Raw genomic sequence first — 14,673 nt, forward strand, 5'->3', positions numbered from 1 at the left:
GGGGGAAGAAGCTGCGTGAGCTCACGCAGTGGAAAAGAGATGACTGGAGCTTGAAGCAATTTACCCGGAAGACGAGAAACTCTTGGAGTAAGTACCCGCCGCACGAGGGGTCACGTTCGAGCAGCAGATCCTTTGCGACGTTCCGCGACTGCCCCATTGCGAGCGAGAGCCATCGGTGAAATCGCCGTAGGCAACATTGGGATCAGCTCGTAAGTTCTATGAATAGTGGATGTTCGCTAATGGCCGATTCTGTTGAAAAAATCCCTTCGAGATTTCTGCTCACAAAAGTGCATGGCTTACGCTGAAACCTGAGTCACTTCCGGGACAGAGTCGCCCTGGAATTCAGGTAGCAACGCGCAAATCAGCCGCTTTTGGGGCCATGGACAGGTGGCGCTGGCCAACACCGGCTTTTTCAATAGAATCGGCCGTTTTCTGCCTGATGCAACTGGGGCTGCTGATCCACATCTGCCGATCGTGTACACCTTGCTCCTATGATTCCCTCCACCAGACGCCGCAGTCAGAACTGTTGCCAACCCGCTCTTAATCACCCACGAATCGGTCTTTGACCCCTCCCCCACCATTGCCGAACCTCTCGCCCGCGGCACATCGGCGTGCCGAGCGCTTGATCGGAGAGGTTGGGTTCAGGGATGCAAGCGACGACGGTGCTGTACGGCCAGGTGCTGGTGGTGTTGACCATTACCCTGTCCGGGGTATGGGGTGCCACACAGTGGACGGCTGCCGCGCTTGGCTACCAGTCTCGCCTGGGAGCGCCCTGGTTCGAATGGCTGGGCATGCCCGTCTATCACCCTTGGCGTCTGTTCGAGTGGTGGTTTTTCTTCGATGCCTATGCGCCGGATGTCTTCAACGTCGGCGGCAGCATCGCCGCCTGCAGCAGCCTGCTGGCCTTGGTGGTGGCTATCGGCACGGCCCTCTGGAGGGCGCGCCAGGCTCGGCAGGTCACGACCTACGGGTCGGCACGCTGGGCCGAGGCGGATGAGGTGCGCCGCGCCGGGCTGACCCAACCGGCGGGGGTATTCCTTGGCCTGTTCGAGGAGCAGTACCTGCGCCATGAAGGCCCGGAGCATGTGCTGGCCTTCGCACCGACGCGCTCTGGCAAGGGTGTCGGCCTGGTAGTTCCCACCCTCCTCTCCTGGCCGGCCTCGGCGGTCATCCATGACATCAAGGGTGAGAACTGGAACCTGACCGCTGGCTGGCGTTCGCGCTTCTCCCATTGCCTGCTGTTCAACCCCACCGACCCGGTTTCGGCGGCCTACAACCCGCTGCTGGAGGTACGTCGCGGCACCCACGAAGTGCGAGACGTGCAGAACATCGCCGACATCCTGGTCGACCCGGAGGGCGCGCTGGAGCGGCGCAACCACTGGGAGAAGACCAGCCATGCGCTGCTGGTCGGTGCCATCCTGCACGTGCTCTACGCAGGCCAGGACAAGACCCTGCGCGGCGTTGCCAACTTCCTCTCCGATCCAGCCTGTACCTTCGAGCTGACGCTGCACCGGATGATGACCACGCCGCACCTGGGCGATGCCCCCCATCCGGTGGTGGCCTCAGCCGCCCGGGAGGTGCTGAACAAGAGCGACAACGAGCGCTCGGGCGTGCTGTCCACGGCCATGTCCTTCCTCGGCCTGTATCGCGATCCGACGGTGGCCGAAGTCACCTCGCGCTGCGACTGGCGCATCGCCGACCTGATCTCGGCCGAGCATCCGGTGTCGCTGTACCTGGTGGTGCCGCCCTCGGATATCAGCCGCACCAAGCCGCTTATCCGCCTGATTCTCAACCAGGTCGGCCGGCGCCTGACCGAGTCCCTCGACGGCTCCGACGGCATCGAGCGGAGGCACAAGCTGCTGCTGATGCTCGATGAGTTTCCGGCGCTGGGACGGCTGGATTTCTTCGAGACGGCCCTGGCCTTCATGGCCGGCTATGGGCTGCGCGCCTTCCTGATCTCACAGTCGCTGAACCAGATCGACAAGGCCTACGGCCAGAACCACTCGATCCTCGACAACTGCCATGTACGGGTGACCTTCGCCACCAACGACGAGCGCACCGCCAAGCGCATCTCCGAAACCCTCGGCACTGCCACCGAGTTGCGCGCGCAGCGCAACTACGCCGGCCACCGCCTGGCGCCGTGGCTGGGCCACCTGATGGTGTCGCGCCAGGAAACCGCACGCCCGCTGCTGACCCCGGGCGAGGTGATGCAACTGCCCAGCGACGAAGCCGTGGTTATGCTCTCAGGTCTCGCGCCGATCCGTGCGAAGAAGCTGCGCTACTTCACCGACGCCAATTTCCAGAGCCGCGTGCTGCCAGCGCCGCGCTTGCAGCCGGGCCGCTATGCCGACGCACCGTCGCCACGCGCAGACGACTGGAGCGACCTGGCCGTGCCTTCGGCCGCCGGCGCTGCGCCGGCTGGCTTGGCCGAAGTCGAGACCGTCGAGGACGGCGGCTCGCGCCGTCAGCCGGAGCTGGCAGAACTCGCCCAGTTGCCGGATCACGACGAGCTGGCCAGCGACCTGCTGCTGCTCGATGAGGACGACATTTCCACGCCCTTCCCCACCCAGCCGGACCCACGCCTGCAACGCGTGGCGCGGCTGGCCGCCCTCGACCCTGACGATGGAATAGCCCTATGAGCCGAGCCCGCCTGAACCTGTTTATCCAACCCGAACACGCCAAACGCCTGAACGAGCTGGCGATCACCAAGGGGGTGTCGAAGTCCTCGATCATTGCCGCAGCCCTCGCTTCCTGGCTGTCACCAGACTCCGGGGAACAGCGCGAGGTGGCCATGGCCAAGCGGCTGGATCGGCTATCGCGCCAATTCGAGCGCTTGGAGCGCGACCAGCACATCCTGATCGAGACCGTGGCGCTCTATGTGCGCTACTACCTCACCGTCAGCACACCAGTGCCCGAGGCTCATCAGGACGCGGCGCGCGCGCAGGGCAAGCTGCGCTTCACCCAGTTCGTCGAGCAACTGGGGCGCCACCTACAGCGCGGGCGCAGTCTGGTCAGTGACCTGCATGAGGCCGCTCCGTCAGAAGCCCAGGCTGCGGGGGACCGTCCATGACCACCGCCTCCCCGATGCGGAGCGCAGCAGCGGCCTCCCTGGATCGCCGAACCCGCATGCTGCGCACGGCGATGGGCCCACTGATCGCCGCCGCCCTGGATGATCCGGATGTGGTCGAGATCATGCTCAACCCCGACGGTGTGCTCTGGCTGGATCGCCTGTCCACCGGCCGCTCCAGACTGGGCACGCTGCCCGCCGCCGACGGCGAGCGGATCATCCGCCTGGTTGCCGCGCATATCGGCGTCGAAGTGCACCGGGGCAAGCCCCTGCTCAGCGCCGAACTGCCAGAGACTGGTGAGCGCTTCGAAGGTGTGCTGCCGCCCGTAGTGGCCGGGCCGACCTTCGCTCTGCGCAAACGCGCCGCCGGCGTCATCCCGCTTCAGCAGTACGTGGCTGACGGCATTCTCAGCGCCGCGCAGGCAGAACACCTGCGCGTGGCCGTGCGTGAGCGGCAGAACATCCTGGTGGCCGGCGGCACCAGCAGCGGCAAGACCACCCTGGCCAATGCGCTGCTAGCCGAAGTGACCGGCAGCGGTGATCGCGTGCTGGTGCTGGAGGACACGGTCGAGCTGCAGTGTCCGGCCCGCGATCACGTCGCTCTGCGCACCAAGCCAGGCGTGGTGTCCATGGCTGATCTGGTCCGTAGCACGCTGCGTCTGCGCCCCGATCGTGTGGTGGTCGGCGAAGTTCGCGGCGGCGAGGCGCTGGATCTTGTCAAGGCCTGGGGCACCGGCCATCCCGGCGGTATCGCCACCCTTCATGCCGGCTCTGCACAGGGCGCACTGCTGCGCCTGGAGCAATTGATCCTGGAAGTCGCCCTGACCGCTCCGCGGGCGTTGATCGCCGAAGCGGTCAACCTGGTGGTGTTTCTCGCCGGGCGTGGCCGCACGCGCTATATCCAGCAGATCGCCCGCGTCACCGGCTATGACGAGCGCGGCTATCAGCTGACTTCGATCGACGCCCTCCTTTCTCCTTCATCCACGACAGGGAATCAGCCATGACTCTCCTCCATACGTTCGTTGCTTTTCGTCGTCGTGCCGCCAGCGCACTCCTACTGGGCGCACTTTGCCTGGGCGTGTGCGTTCCGGTATTCGCCGCAGGCTCCGGCATGCCCTGGGAAGGGCCGCTGCAATCGATCCTTGACTCGGTACAGGGTCCGGTGGCGCGCATCATCGCGGTAATCATCATCATTACCACAGGCCTGACGCTGGCCTTCGGCGACACCAGTGGCGGCTTTCGCAAGCTGATTCAGATCGTCTTCGGCCTGTCGATTGCCTTCGCCGCGTCGTCGTTCTTCCTCAGCTTTTTCAGCTTTGCCGGCGGGGCGGTGATCGCATGAACGGCGAGCGCGAACTCATCCCCGGTTTCGAGGTGCCACTGCACCGTTCGCTGGCCGAGCCGATTCTGCTCGGTGGAGCCCCGCGCAACGTGGCGATCCTCAACGGCACTCTGGCGGCAGTGGTCGGCCTGGGCCTGCAGCTGTGGCTGCCGGGCTTGGCGCTCTGGCTGGTCGGCCACTCGCTGGCGGTGTGGGGTGCCCGTCTGGACCCGCAGTTCCTGCAGGTGTTTGCCCGGCACATCCAGCAGCCGTCGCTGCTGGATGTGTGAGGAGGCCGCCATGCTGAACCTCACCGAATACCAGCGCCGCCCCGCACAGTTGGCCGACTGGCTACCCTGGGCCGGTCTCGTCGCACCCGGCGTCGTATTGAACAAGGACGGTTCTTTCCAGCGCAGCCTGCGCTTTCGCGGGCCAGACCTGGACAGCGCCACCAAAGGCGAGTTGGTGGCCACCTCGGCGCGCCTGAACAATGCCCTGCGTCGCCTTGGCTCGGGCTGGGCGTTGTTTGTCGAAGCCGAGCGTCTGGCGGCGGCGGACTACCCCGACAGTGACTTTCCCGAGCCGCTGTCCTGGCTGGTGGACGAGGAGCGCCGTGCCGCCTTCGAGGCCCAGGGTAGCCACTTCGAGAGCAGTTATCACCTGACGCTGCTCTACCTGCCGCCGGAGGAATCGCGCTCGCGCGCCGCCGGCCTGCTCTACGAGCACCAATCGCAGCGCGGCGTCGACTGGTGCGAACGACTGACTGCCTTTGTTGCTGAGACAGATCGTTTCTTCGACCTGCTGGACGGAGTGATGCCAGAGCTCGCCTGGCTCGATGACAGCCAGACGCTGACTTACCTGCATGCCACAATTTCGACCCATCGCCAGCGGGTGGCTGTACCCGAGGTGCCCTTCCACCTAGATGCCCTGCTGGCCGACAGCCCCCTGACCACGGGCCTAGCGCCGCGTCTCGGTGAGCAGCATCTGCGCACGCTGTCGGTACGTGGCTTCCCCACCCCGACATGGCCAGGCGTGCTGGACGACCTCAACCGTCTTGGCTTCGACTATCGCTGGTCGACCCGTTTTATCTGTCTGGAGAAGGACGAGGCCGAGAAGGAACTGAGGCGCCTACGCCGGCAATGGTTCGCCAAGCGCAAGGGCGTCCTGGCACTACTGCGCGAAGCGATCTTCCAGCATGAAAGCCCACTGCTCGACAGCGACGCCGCGAACAAGGCCAGCGACGCCGACGCGGCTCTGCAGGAACTTGGTGCCGATCAGGTCGCCTTCGGCTATGTGACCGCCACCGTGACGGTGAGCGATGCCGACGCCCAGGTCGCGGACGAAAAGCTGCGCCGGGTCGAGCGGGTAATCCAGGGACGCGGCTTCGTCACTATCACCGAGACTCTCAACGCGGTGGAGGCCTGGCTGTCGTCGATCCCCGGCAACGCCTACGCCAATGTCCGCCAGCCGCTGATCTCCACGCTCAACCTGGCGCACCTGATGCCGGTCTCCGCAGTCTGGGCTGGGCCGGCACGCAACGAACATCTGGATGGCCCGCCATTGGTGATCACCCGCACCGATGGCGCCACACCGTTTCGCCTGGTTACCCACGTCGGCGATGTCGGTCATACCCTCGTGGCCGGCCCCACCGGCATGGGCAAGTCGGTCCTACTGGCGACCCTGGCCCTGCAGTTTCGCCGCTATCCGGGCGCGCGCCTGTTTCTCTTCGATATGGGTCGCTCGCTGCGAGCAACGGTGCTGGGCCTGGGGGGCGAGCACTACGACCTGGGCGGCGACGGCGACCTGGCCTTCCAGCCCCTGGCGCGCATCGATCAGCATGGCTACCGAACCTGGGCCGCCGAGTGGCTGGAGGCTCGCCTGCTGCAGGAAGGCGTGGCCGTCGGCCCCGAGCAGAAGGCCGCGCTGTGGACGGCGCTGGACAGCCTGGCCGGCGCGCCGGAGGCGCAGCGCACACTGACCGGTTTGTCCGTGCTGCTGCAGGACAACGCCCTGCGCCAGGCACTTCAGCCCTACGTGCTGGGCGGCGCCCATGGCCCGTTGCTGGATGCCGATCAGGATCGGCTAGGCAGTGCCGACGTGCAGTGCTTCGAGATGGAGGAACTGATGCACAGCAAGGCGGCGGTAGCTGCAGTGCTGAGCTACCTGTTCGCCCGCTTCGAGGAACGTTTCGACGGCGCGCCGACCCTGCTGATGCTCGACGAGGCCTGGCTGTTTCTCGACGACCCGCTGTTCGCCGCGCGCATCCGTCAGTGGCTCAAGACTCTGCGCAAGAAGAACGTCAGTGTCATCTTCGCCACCCAGTCGCTGGCCGACATCAAGGACTCCAGCATCGCTGCGGCAATTATCGAGAGCTGCACCAGCCGCATCTTCCTACCCAACCCGCAGGCGGGCGAGCCGCAGATCCGAGGTATCTACCAAGGCTTCGGCCTCAACGACCGGCAGATCGAGATTATCGCCCAGGCCACGCCCAAGCGTGATTACTACTACCAGTCGCGCCTGGGCAATCGTCTGTTCGATCTCGATCTCGATCTCGGGCCGGTGGCGCTGGCCTTCGCCGCCTCGGCCAGCCCGGCCGAGCAGCGCGAGATTGACCGCATCCTGCTGGCGTACGGCACCGCCAGTTTCGCCCCTGCCTGGTTGCATCACCGCGGCCTGGACTGGGCCGCCGACCTGCTCACCGCTTATCCCTCGTCACGCAAGGAGTGCCTGCCATGAGATCCCTTGTCCACCATTTCCCCTGCGCAACGCTGCTAGTACTGGGTCTGCTGGCCGTGAAACCGGCCAGCGCTTTCACCGTAATCGATCCGACCAACTTGGTGCAGAACACCCTGACTGCAGTGCGCACCCTGGAGATGGCAAACAACCAGGTTCGCCAGTTACAGAACGAGACCCAGATGCTGCTGAACCAGGCCCGTCATCTGCAGCGACTGGACTACAACGTGGTCAGCCAGTTGCGCGCGAGCCTGGCCAACACCGAGCGCCTGCTGGCCGAGGCGCGGGGGCTGGCCTACGAGGTGCAGCGTCTGGATCAGGAGTTCACCCGCCTCTATCCGGCCGAGTACACGAGCGACGTCAGCAGCCAACGCCTGGCCCAGGAGGCGCGCGAGCGCTGGAAGCAGGGTCTCGACGGCCTGCACACCGCCATGCGCGTGCAGGCGCAGGTGACGCAGAACCTGGTTCAGGACGAGAGCGCGCTGGCCGATCTGGTGCAGCAGAGTCAGTCGGCCGGAGGTGCACTGCAGGCCACCCAGGCCACCAACCAGTTGCTGGCCCTGCAGGCCAAGCAGTCGATCCAGGCGCAGCAACTGCAGATCACCCATAACCGCGCCATCGCCCTGGAGCTGGCCCGCCAGGCTGCTGCGGCCGAAGAGGCGCGCGAACGGCGGCGGCGCTTTATGGGCAGCGGCACGCCCTATACCCCCTACCCCGTGCAGTTCTATCGGTAGGGAGGCGTCCTCATGAGATTCCTGACACTGCTGCCGCTGCTGGTGCTGGTCGCCTGCGGGCAGGACGACAACGGGGTCATGGCTCGGCAAGAAGATGCGACTGAGCGTTTCTACTCAGGCTGTGCTCAGCCCGGCGAGTTTCTCCGGTCTGCTGATCTACCTGCGATACCGCCAAGCTTCGACGAGGACATGCAATGAACGACGTCAGCGTGATCGACCGATTCCTTGAGGTGTTCGGGCTGTATATCGACACCGGCTTCGGCCTGCTCGGCGGTGAGGTGGCCTTTCTCACCATGACCCTGGTGGTGATCGACATGACCCTGGCCGGGCTGTTCTGGGCCATGGGCGGTGAGGACGTCAGCGCCAAGCTGATCCGCAAGATCCTCTATGTCGGCGCCTTCGCCTTCATCATCGGCAACTTCAACGTGCTGGCCAAGATCGTCTTCAACTCCTTCGCCGGATTGGGCCTGCTGGCTTCGGGCTCTGCATTGAGTCATGCGGAGTTTCTGCAGCCGGGGCGGCTGGCCGCCATTGGGGTTGATGCCGGAGGTCCGCTGCTTGAGCAGATCAGCAACCTCAGCGGATTTCCCGAAGTCTTCGGCAACCTGCATACCATCCTGGTGCTGTTTCTGGCCTGGCTGGTGGTGATCGTCAGCTTCTTCTTTCTGGCCATCCAGCTGTTCGTCACCTTGGTCGAGTTCAAGCTGACCACCCTCGCCGGCTTCGTGCTGGTGCCCTTCGCGCTGTGGAACAAGACCGCCTTTCTCGCCGAGAAGGTGCTGGGCAACGTGGTGGCGTCTGGCATAAAGGTCCTGGTACTGGCGGTGATCGTCGGCATCGGCAGCGGGTTGTTCGCAGAGTTTCAGGCCGTTCCGGACAAACCCTCCATCGACCATGCCCTGGTGGTCATGCTCGCCGCGCTGGCCTTGCTGGGCCTGGGCATCTTCGGTCCGGGCATCGCCACCGGGCTGGTCTCCGGCGCCCCGCAGCTGGGGGCTGGTGCAGCCGCCGGTACGGCTCTCGGTGTTACGGGCATGGCCGCAGGCGCAGCCGCGGTGGCGACGGGCGTCGGCGGTGCCGTGCTGGCCGGCGCCCGTATGGCACCCGGTGCGGCGCGCCTCGCCATGGGTGGAGCCCGTTCCTTGCCTGGCATGCTTTCTGGGTCGGCGGCTTGCGGTGCAATGACTGGTGGCGCGCCAAGTACTGACAGCCCATCCATGCCCCACGCCAAACAGCCCGACTGGGCCAGGCGCCTGCAACGCAAGCAGCAACTCACCCAGGCTGCTACCACGGTCGCGCACACCCTGCGTGCTGGCGATGGTGGTGGCTCATCCCCCGGGCCGCAGATCCGCGACCCATCGAATTCGTAAAGGAGGACGAAGATGCGTTTCAAACGTCCGCGGGCGCGCTACAGCGACACCCCGCAACCAGTAACGCCCTACCAAGCCGCGGCGCAGGCCTGGGACCGACGCATGGGCAGCAGCCTGGCGCAGGCACGCAACTGGCGACTGATGGCCTTCGGTTGCCTGGGCCTGGCCCTGCTGATGGCCGGTGGCCTGCTCTGGCGCTCAGCCCAGTCGGTGGTCACGCCCTACGTGGTGGAGGTCGACAACACCGGCCAGGTGCGTGCCGTGGGCGAGGCCGCCAGCCCCTATCAACCGCAGGATGCGCAGATCGCCCACCATCTGGCGCGTTTTATCGAGCGGGTGCGCTCGCTGTCCATCGACCCGGTGGTGGTGCGGCAGAACTGGCTGGAGGCCTATCACTTCACCACCGACCGCGGCGCCGTCACGCTCAATGACTATGCCCGCGCCAATGATCCCTTCACCCGGGTCGGCAAGGAGTCGGTATCGGTCGAGGTCACCAGCGTGGTGCGGGCCAGCGACAGCTCGTTCCAGGTGCGCTGGATCGAACGCCGCTTCGTGAATGGTTCGGCCGCCGGCCTGGAGCGCTGGACCGCTGTTATCTCACTGGTACTGCAGCCTCCACGCACCGAGGAAAAGCTGCGCCGCAACCCGCTAGGTATTTACGTCAACGGCCTGTCCTGGAGCCGTGAGCTGGACACTACGGAAGGAGCCAAGAAGCCATGAGAACTACCCAGAGCATTTACATCTGCCCTCTGCTGCTGAGCGTGCTGGCCGGCTGTGCCAGCCAGCAGCCGCCAGTGATCGCGCTGGATGAACCGGTCGAGGCGCAGCGTCTGCCGGAGCCGCCCAAGCCCATCGAGGTAGTGGAAGTACCCAAGCCACTGGCCCTACCCGCCCAGCTCAAGCCATTGCCGGAAACTCAGCGCAGTAAGCCGGCCAAGGAACCGGCCGACGAGCGCGTCCGGGTCTCGCGCGCCAATCGCGACGCTCGAGTCGCGCCGAGTCGGGAAGGCTACATCAACGCCATCCAGGTGTGGCCCTACTCCGATGGCGCGCTGTATCAGGTATACGCCAGCCCAGGACGGGTGACCGCGATCAACCTGCAGCCCGGCGAAGAGTTGATCACTGTGGCCGCCGGCGACACCGTGCGCTGGATCGTCGGCGACACCACCAGCGGCAGCAGCGACGAGTTGCGCACCAGTGTGCTGATCAAGCCGACGCGGGTCGACCTCAAGACCAACCTGGTGATCACCACCACGCGCCGCACCTACCTGATCGAGCTGACTTCCACCGAGCAGGCCTGGATGGCGTCGGTGTCCTGGGACTACCCCCAGGACCGCATGCTCGCCCTGCAACGTCGCGCCGGCGCCGCCCAGGCCGCGGCGCCGGTGGATACCGGCCTGGCGCTGGAGCAGCTGCGCTTTCGCTATGCGATCAGCGGCAGCAATCCGCCCTGGAAGCCGCTGCGTGCCTTCGACGACGGCCGAAAGGTGTATATCCAGTTCCCCGCCGGTATCGCCCAAGGCGAGCTGCCACCGCTGTTCGTAATTGGCCCCGAAGGTGACGGACAGCTGGTCAACTATCGTTTTCGCTCGCCCTACTACATCGTCGACCGTCTGTTCGGCGCAGCCGAGCTGCGCCTGGGCGCCGACAAGGGTGACGTGGTGCGGATCGAGCGCACCGATGGCGTGGCACGGAGGCCCTGAGCATGACGGCCAAGGACGACAAACAAACCGCCGCAATCTCGCTACCGCCCAAGGAAGCGCCGGAGTCGCTGGAGCTGCGAGCCAAGCCGCGTCCGGTCACCCGACTCAATCCGCGCATGCTGGCGGTAGTGGTCGGCGGCCTATCGGCTGCGGTACTCGGAGCCATGCTGTGGTCGCTGCAGCCTCAGCAGCGCCGCCAGGACGCCGACCCGAACGAGCTATACAACGTCGACCGCGTGGCACGCTCCGAGGGGCTGGAACAGTTGCCGGCAGACTACTCGCAACTGCCGCCACCACCTGCTCCCGAGATACCGCAACTGGGCCCACCGCTGCCCGGCGATCTGGGCGGGCCAATCCTCAGGGCGGAGCAGCAGGCGCAGGGTTATGGACATGGGCCAGATGCCGCCGAAGTGGAGCGCCTGGCCCTGCTCAAGGAAGCCGAGGAAGCAGCGCAGTCCTCGGTGTTTTTCCAGACCAGCAGCGCGAGGAAATCGAACGTTGCATCCACTGGGAGTGCCCAGCCCGATCCCATGATCCTGGGTATGGCCTCGTCAGGCGCGGTAGCCGCAACTGCAGGAGCACCAACGCAGCAGGAACGGAACGAAGCGTTTCTCAGTAAATCCGTAAATGCACAAATCCGTAATTCCGGATTGCTGCAGATGCCTGAGTCGCCTTACCAAGTAATGGCCGGCACCGTCATCGCGGCGGCTCTGGTCACCGGCATCAAGTCGGATCTACCCGGCGACGTGATCGCCACGGTGACCGAGCCGGTCTACGACAGCGCCACCGGTGAGCACGTGCTTATCCCCCAAGGCGCCCGCCTGCTGGGTCGCTACAACAGCCAGGTGAACTACGGGCAGAGCCGCGTGCAGGTGGTGTGGCAGCGGGTGATCATGCCGGACACCTCGTCTTTCCAGCTCGACAACCTGGTCGGTACCGACGCCGCCGGCTATGCCGGCCTCGAGGATGGCGTCGACTGGCATTGGGATCGGATCGTCGCCGGCGCGGCCATGACCAGCCTGCTGGGCATCGGTGCCGAGCTGGCGGCACCGACCAGTCGCACCGACGGCGACCGCGTCATCATCGCCGGACGCGACAGCCTGCAGGACACGGTGAATCAGGTCGGCCAGGAGATCACCCGCCGCAACCTCGATATCCAGCCCACGCTGACCCAGCGCCCTGGGCTGCCCCTGCGCGTGATCGTCAACCGCGACCTGGTACTGCGCCCCTATCAACCTTTCTCCACTCAACAGAGGAGCCCGCAATGAGCACGACCAAACTGCGTCTCGGCCCACTGCCGAAAACCGAGAACCTGAAGCTGACCTTCACCTGTCCGGCCAGCCTGAAGGCCGATCTTGAGCGCTACGCGGCGCTGCACTCGCAAACCTATGGCGAAAAAGTCGACGCCCTGACCCTCATTCCGCACATGCTGGAGGCATTCATGGCGAGGGATCGGGTGTTCAAGAGGGCTGACGCCGGAGCGAAGGGAGGTGATTAATTGTCGCAATGTCAGAAATAAATATATACTTCTGACATATTAGTTGAGACACCTGTTGAGGCAACCGTCGTGAAGACCCTACCCGAGACAATTCTTGAACAAAGCCGGCAGCTCCCTGAAGGCGGTGTGCTTGCGCCCAAGAATTTCGTTCACCTGGGCAGCCGTGCGGCAGTAGACCAAGCCTTATCTCGCCTGGCCAAGGCCGGGAAGCTGGTACGTGTGGCTCGCGGCACCTATGCCGCTCCTGTCACCAGTCGTTTCGGCACGCGCCCGCCTGCTCCGGATAAAGTGATCCGGGCAATCGCAGAACAACGTGGTGAAACTCTGGTGCCGCATGGGGCGCGAGCCGCCAACGCCCTCGGACTCACCCAGCAGGTCCCCATCAAGGAAGCGTTCCTGACCACAGGACGATCCCGCACGATGAAGTTCGGCAAGACTGAAGTGCTCGTGCAACACGCTCCTCGCTGGATGCTCGCGCTCGGGTCAACTCTGGCTGGTGAAGCAGTCCGCGCCCTTGCCTGGATCGGCCAGACACACGTCAGCGAGGCGGTAGGCAAGCTTCATGGCACGCTCCCGGAGTCAGAATGGAACTCGCTGCTCGCGAGCCGCACCATCCTGCCTACCTGGATGGCGCAGGCCATCGGTCGAGAGAACGCGCATGCCTGAACAGTTCTTCGATCTTTCGAAACAGGATCAGCTTGAAGCACTTCAGTTCGCCGCGGCCCAAACTGGGCGTCCTGCTCACCTGCTGGAAAAGGACTTGTGGGTAGTCTGGACGCTGCGGGCATTGTTCTCAGCAAATATCGGACAGAGCTTGACCTTCAAGGGTGGCACCTCGTTGTCGAAGGCGTACAAAGTCATTGACAGGTTTTCGGAAGACATCGACCTGACGTACGACATCCGTGAGCTGATCCCCGAGTTCACAGGGCACTCGGATCTTCCCTCCTCTAGGAGCGAAGCACGGCGCTGGAGCAGCAAGGTTCGTGAGCGCTTACCGGGTTGGATCCAACAGACAATCCACCCCGTCCTGCAATCCACGCTCGAACAGGAGCAACTGGATGCTGAGTTGGAGGTCACGGGCGAGAAGCTTTTCCTCCGCTACCCTGCAATGGCCAGCGGAACCGGTTATATCCCTCCCGTAGTCACTTTAGAGTTCGGAGCCCGCTCCACTGGCGAACCCCACGCACCTCAGCATGTGCTGTGCGACATGGCCGGCGCAGTTGAGGGGGTGACTTTCCCCGAAGCAGATCCCATTGTCATGGATATCGCCCGAACATTCTGGGAGAAAGCCACCGCCACTCATGTCTACTGCGCACAACAGCAGATCAGAAGCGAACGATTCGCCAGGCACTGGCACGATCTTGCCGCAATAGCACGCACCGAATACTTCGACATGATCGCTGCTGATCGACAGGTCGCCGATATGGTTGCGAATCACAAAAGTTGGTTCTTCCAAGAAAAGTCTATAGACGGCACCGTAGTTGATTACCATGCTGCTGCAAGAGGGCACATCCAAATCGTCCCTGATGGCGCAGCTCGAGAAGCGCTGGAGCAAGATTATGCGATGATGCTCGACGACGGCGTGATGATTGGAAACGCACGAACATTTGATGACCTAATGCAAGAGTGCACAGAGATCCAAATTCGGCTTAATGCGTAGACCAGATACGGAAAAAGCTCACCAGAAACAGTTATGAGTCGAACGCTCTTTACATCCCCTGCAACAAACGCGGAATCGGGTTATAACTAATACTTAGACCAGCCACATAAAAGGAAACACACACAATGTCGAAGCTTGCCGAATTTCGCGCCCTTGAACAGCAATTGGCCGCTCAACTGGCAGAGTTGGAAGCTCTCAAGAAAGACGATGGCCTGAAAAAGGAAATGGAGTTTGAGGAAAAGCTCCGCGCCCTGATGTCCAAATACGACAAAGGCCTGCGCGACATCATCGCCATCCTTGATCCGCAAACCAAAGTCGGCAAGCTCAGCAAACAGGATTCCGGGGCGCGCCGTCCTCGCCAAGTAAAATGCTACAAGAACCCCAAGACCGGCGAGGTTGTTGAAACCAAAGGTGGCAATCACAAAGTCTTGAAAGCTTGGAAAGAAGAGTTCGGCGCCGACGTCGTCGAAAGCTGGCTGCAGTAACAGCCTACCGAACTAAAGGCGCCGTATCCTTACGGCGCCGATTCCCTTCAGAAAGCGCCCTCATCTTCATACCCACCTACGCCTATCCACGCCCAGGCGAGT

Annotated in this window: 16 protein-coding genes; all 16 read left to right on the plus strand. The window is 63.9% G+C overall.

All coding sequences use genetic code 11. From position 1 onward, the window contains the following. Positions 1-647 precede the first annotated feature (647 nt). On the plus strand, positions 648-2,639 hold the full coding sequence (locus tag BLT86_RS10570; RefSeq protein ID WP_092376549.1) for a conjugal transfer protein TraG: 1,992 nt from the start codon (positions 648-650) through the stop codon (positions 2,637-2,639). Beyond that, positions 2,636-3,070 (plus strand): CopG family transcriptional regulator, encoded by a 435-nt coding sequence (locus BLT86_RS10575; protein ID WP_092376551.1) that lies wholly within the window; start codon positions 2,636-2,638, stop codon positions 3,068-3,070. The genes BLT86_RS10570 and BLT86_RS10575 overlap by 4 nt, the downstream gene beginning before the upstream one ends. Next, the gene (gene trbB / locus BLT86_RS10580; protein ID WP_197676099.1) at positions 3,067-4,071 is read left to right on the plus strand and encodes a P-type conjugative transfer ATPase TrbB; all 1,005 of its coding nucleotides are present in this window, start codon (positions 3,067-3,069) and stop codon (positions 4,069-4,071) included. The genes BLT86_RS10575 and trbB overlap by 4 nt, the downstream gene beginning before the upstream one ends. Then, entirely contained in the window at positions 4,068-4,409 is a 342-nt protein-coding gene (locus tag BLT86_RS10585) for a TrbC/VirB2 family protein (protein ID WP_092376558.1), read from the plus strand. Before trbB ends, BLT86_RS10585 begins: the two co-directional genes overlap by 4 nt. Next, positions 4,406-4,678: a VirB3 family type IV secretion system protein gene (locus BLT86_RS10590; protein ID WP_092376561.1), complete on the plus strand. Its 273-nt coding sequence runs from the start codon at positions 4,406-4,408 to the stop codon at positions 4,676-4,678. The genes BLT86_RS10585 and BLT86_RS10590 overlap by 4 nt, the downstream gene beginning before the upstream one ends. Before the next feature lie 10 nt (positions 4,679-4,688). After that, positions 4,689-7,124, plus strand: coding sequence for a conjugal transfer protein TrbE (gene trbE, locus BLT86_RS10595; RefSeq protein ID WP_092376564.1), 2,436 nt, complete (start codon positions 4,689-4,691; stop codon positions 7,122-7,124). Next, positions 7,121-7,855, plus strand: a complete 735-nt coding sequence (trbJ, locus tag BLT86_RS10600; RefSeq protein ID WP_092376568.1) for a P-type conjugative transfer protein TrbJ — start codon at positions 7,121-7,123, stop codon at positions 7,853-7,855. The genes trbE and trbJ overlap by 4 nt, the downstream gene beginning before the upstream one ends. Before the next feature lie 12 nt (positions 7,856-7,867). Then, positions 7,868-8,053 carry a hypothetical protein gene (locus tag BLT86_RS10605; protein ID WP_092376571.1) on the plus strand — a complete coding sequence of 62 codons (186 nt, stop codon included), beginning with the start codon at positions 7,868-7,870 and terminating at the stop codon, positions 8,051-8,053. Beyond that, the gene (trbL, locus tag BLT86_RS10610; RefSeq protein WP_092376574.1) at positions 8,050-9,225 is read left to right on the plus strand and encodes a P-type conjugative transfer protein TrbL; all 1,176 of its coding nucleotides are present in this window, start codon (positions 8,050-8,052) and stop codon (positions 9,223-9,225) included. Before BLT86_RS10605 ends, trbL begins: the two co-directional genes overlap by 4 nt. 12 nt (positions 9,226-9,237) lie before the next feature. After that, positions 9,238-9,945 carry a conjugal transfer protein TrbF gene (gene trbF / locus BLT86_RS10615; protein ID WP_092376577.1) on the plus strand — a complete coding sequence of 236 codons (708 nt, stop codon included), beginning with the start codon at positions 9,238-9,240 and terminating at the stop codon, positions 9,943-9,945. Beyond that, positions 9,942-10,928, plus strand: a complete 987-nt coding sequence (trbG, locus tag BLT86_RS10620) for a P-type conjugative transfer protein TrbG (RefSeq protein ID WP_092376580.1) — start codon at positions 9,942-9,944, stop codon at positions 10,926-10,928. The genes trbF and trbG overlap by 4 nt, the downstream gene beginning before the upstream one ends. 2 nt (positions 10,929-10,930) lie before the next feature. Next, on the plus strand, positions 10,931-12,196 hold the full coding sequence (locus BLT86_RS10625) for a TrbI/VirB10 family protein (RefSeq protein ID WP_092376583.1): 1,266 nt from the start codon (positions 10,931-10,933) through the stop codon (positions 12,194-12,196). Beyond that, on the plus strand, positions 12,193-12,426 hold the full coding sequence (locus BLT86_RS10630; RefSeq protein ID WP_017678226.1) for a DUF2274 domain-containing protein: 234 nt from the start codon (positions 12,193-12,195) through the stop codon (positions 12,424-12,426). Before BLT86_RS10625 ends, BLT86_RS10630 begins: the two co-directional genes overlap by 4 nt. 69 nt (positions 12,427-12,495) lie before the next feature. Next, positions 12,496-13,092, plus strand: a complete 597-nt coding sequence (locus tag BLT86_RS10635; protein ID WP_017678225.1) for a DUF6088 family protein — start codon at positions 12,496-12,498, stop codon at positions 13,090-13,092. Next, positions 13,085-14,086, plus strand: coding sequence for a nucleotidyl transferase AbiEii/AbiGii toxin family protein (locus BLT86_RS10640; RefSeq protein ID WP_017678224.1), 1,002 nt, complete (start codon positions 13,085-13,087; stop codon positions 14,084-14,086). Before BLT86_RS10635 ends, BLT86_RS10640 begins: the two co-directional genes overlap by 8 nt. Positions 14,087-14,211: 125 nt before the next feature. Continuing rightward, the gene (locus BLT86_RS10645; protein WP_017678223.1) at positions 14,212-14,571 is read left to right on the plus strand and encodes a histone-like nucleoid-structuring protein, MvaT/MvaU family; all 360 of its coding nucleotides are present in this window, start codon (positions 14,212-14,214) and stop codon (positions 14,569-14,571) included. Positions 14,572-14,673: the final 102 nt, after the last annotated feature.

The sequence above is a fragment of the Pseudomonas sihuiensis genome (assembly GCF_900106015.1).
Lineage (GTDB): Bacteria > Pseudomonadota > Gammaproteobacteria > Pseudomonadales > Pseudomonadaceae > Aquipseudomonas > Aquipseudomonas sihuiensis.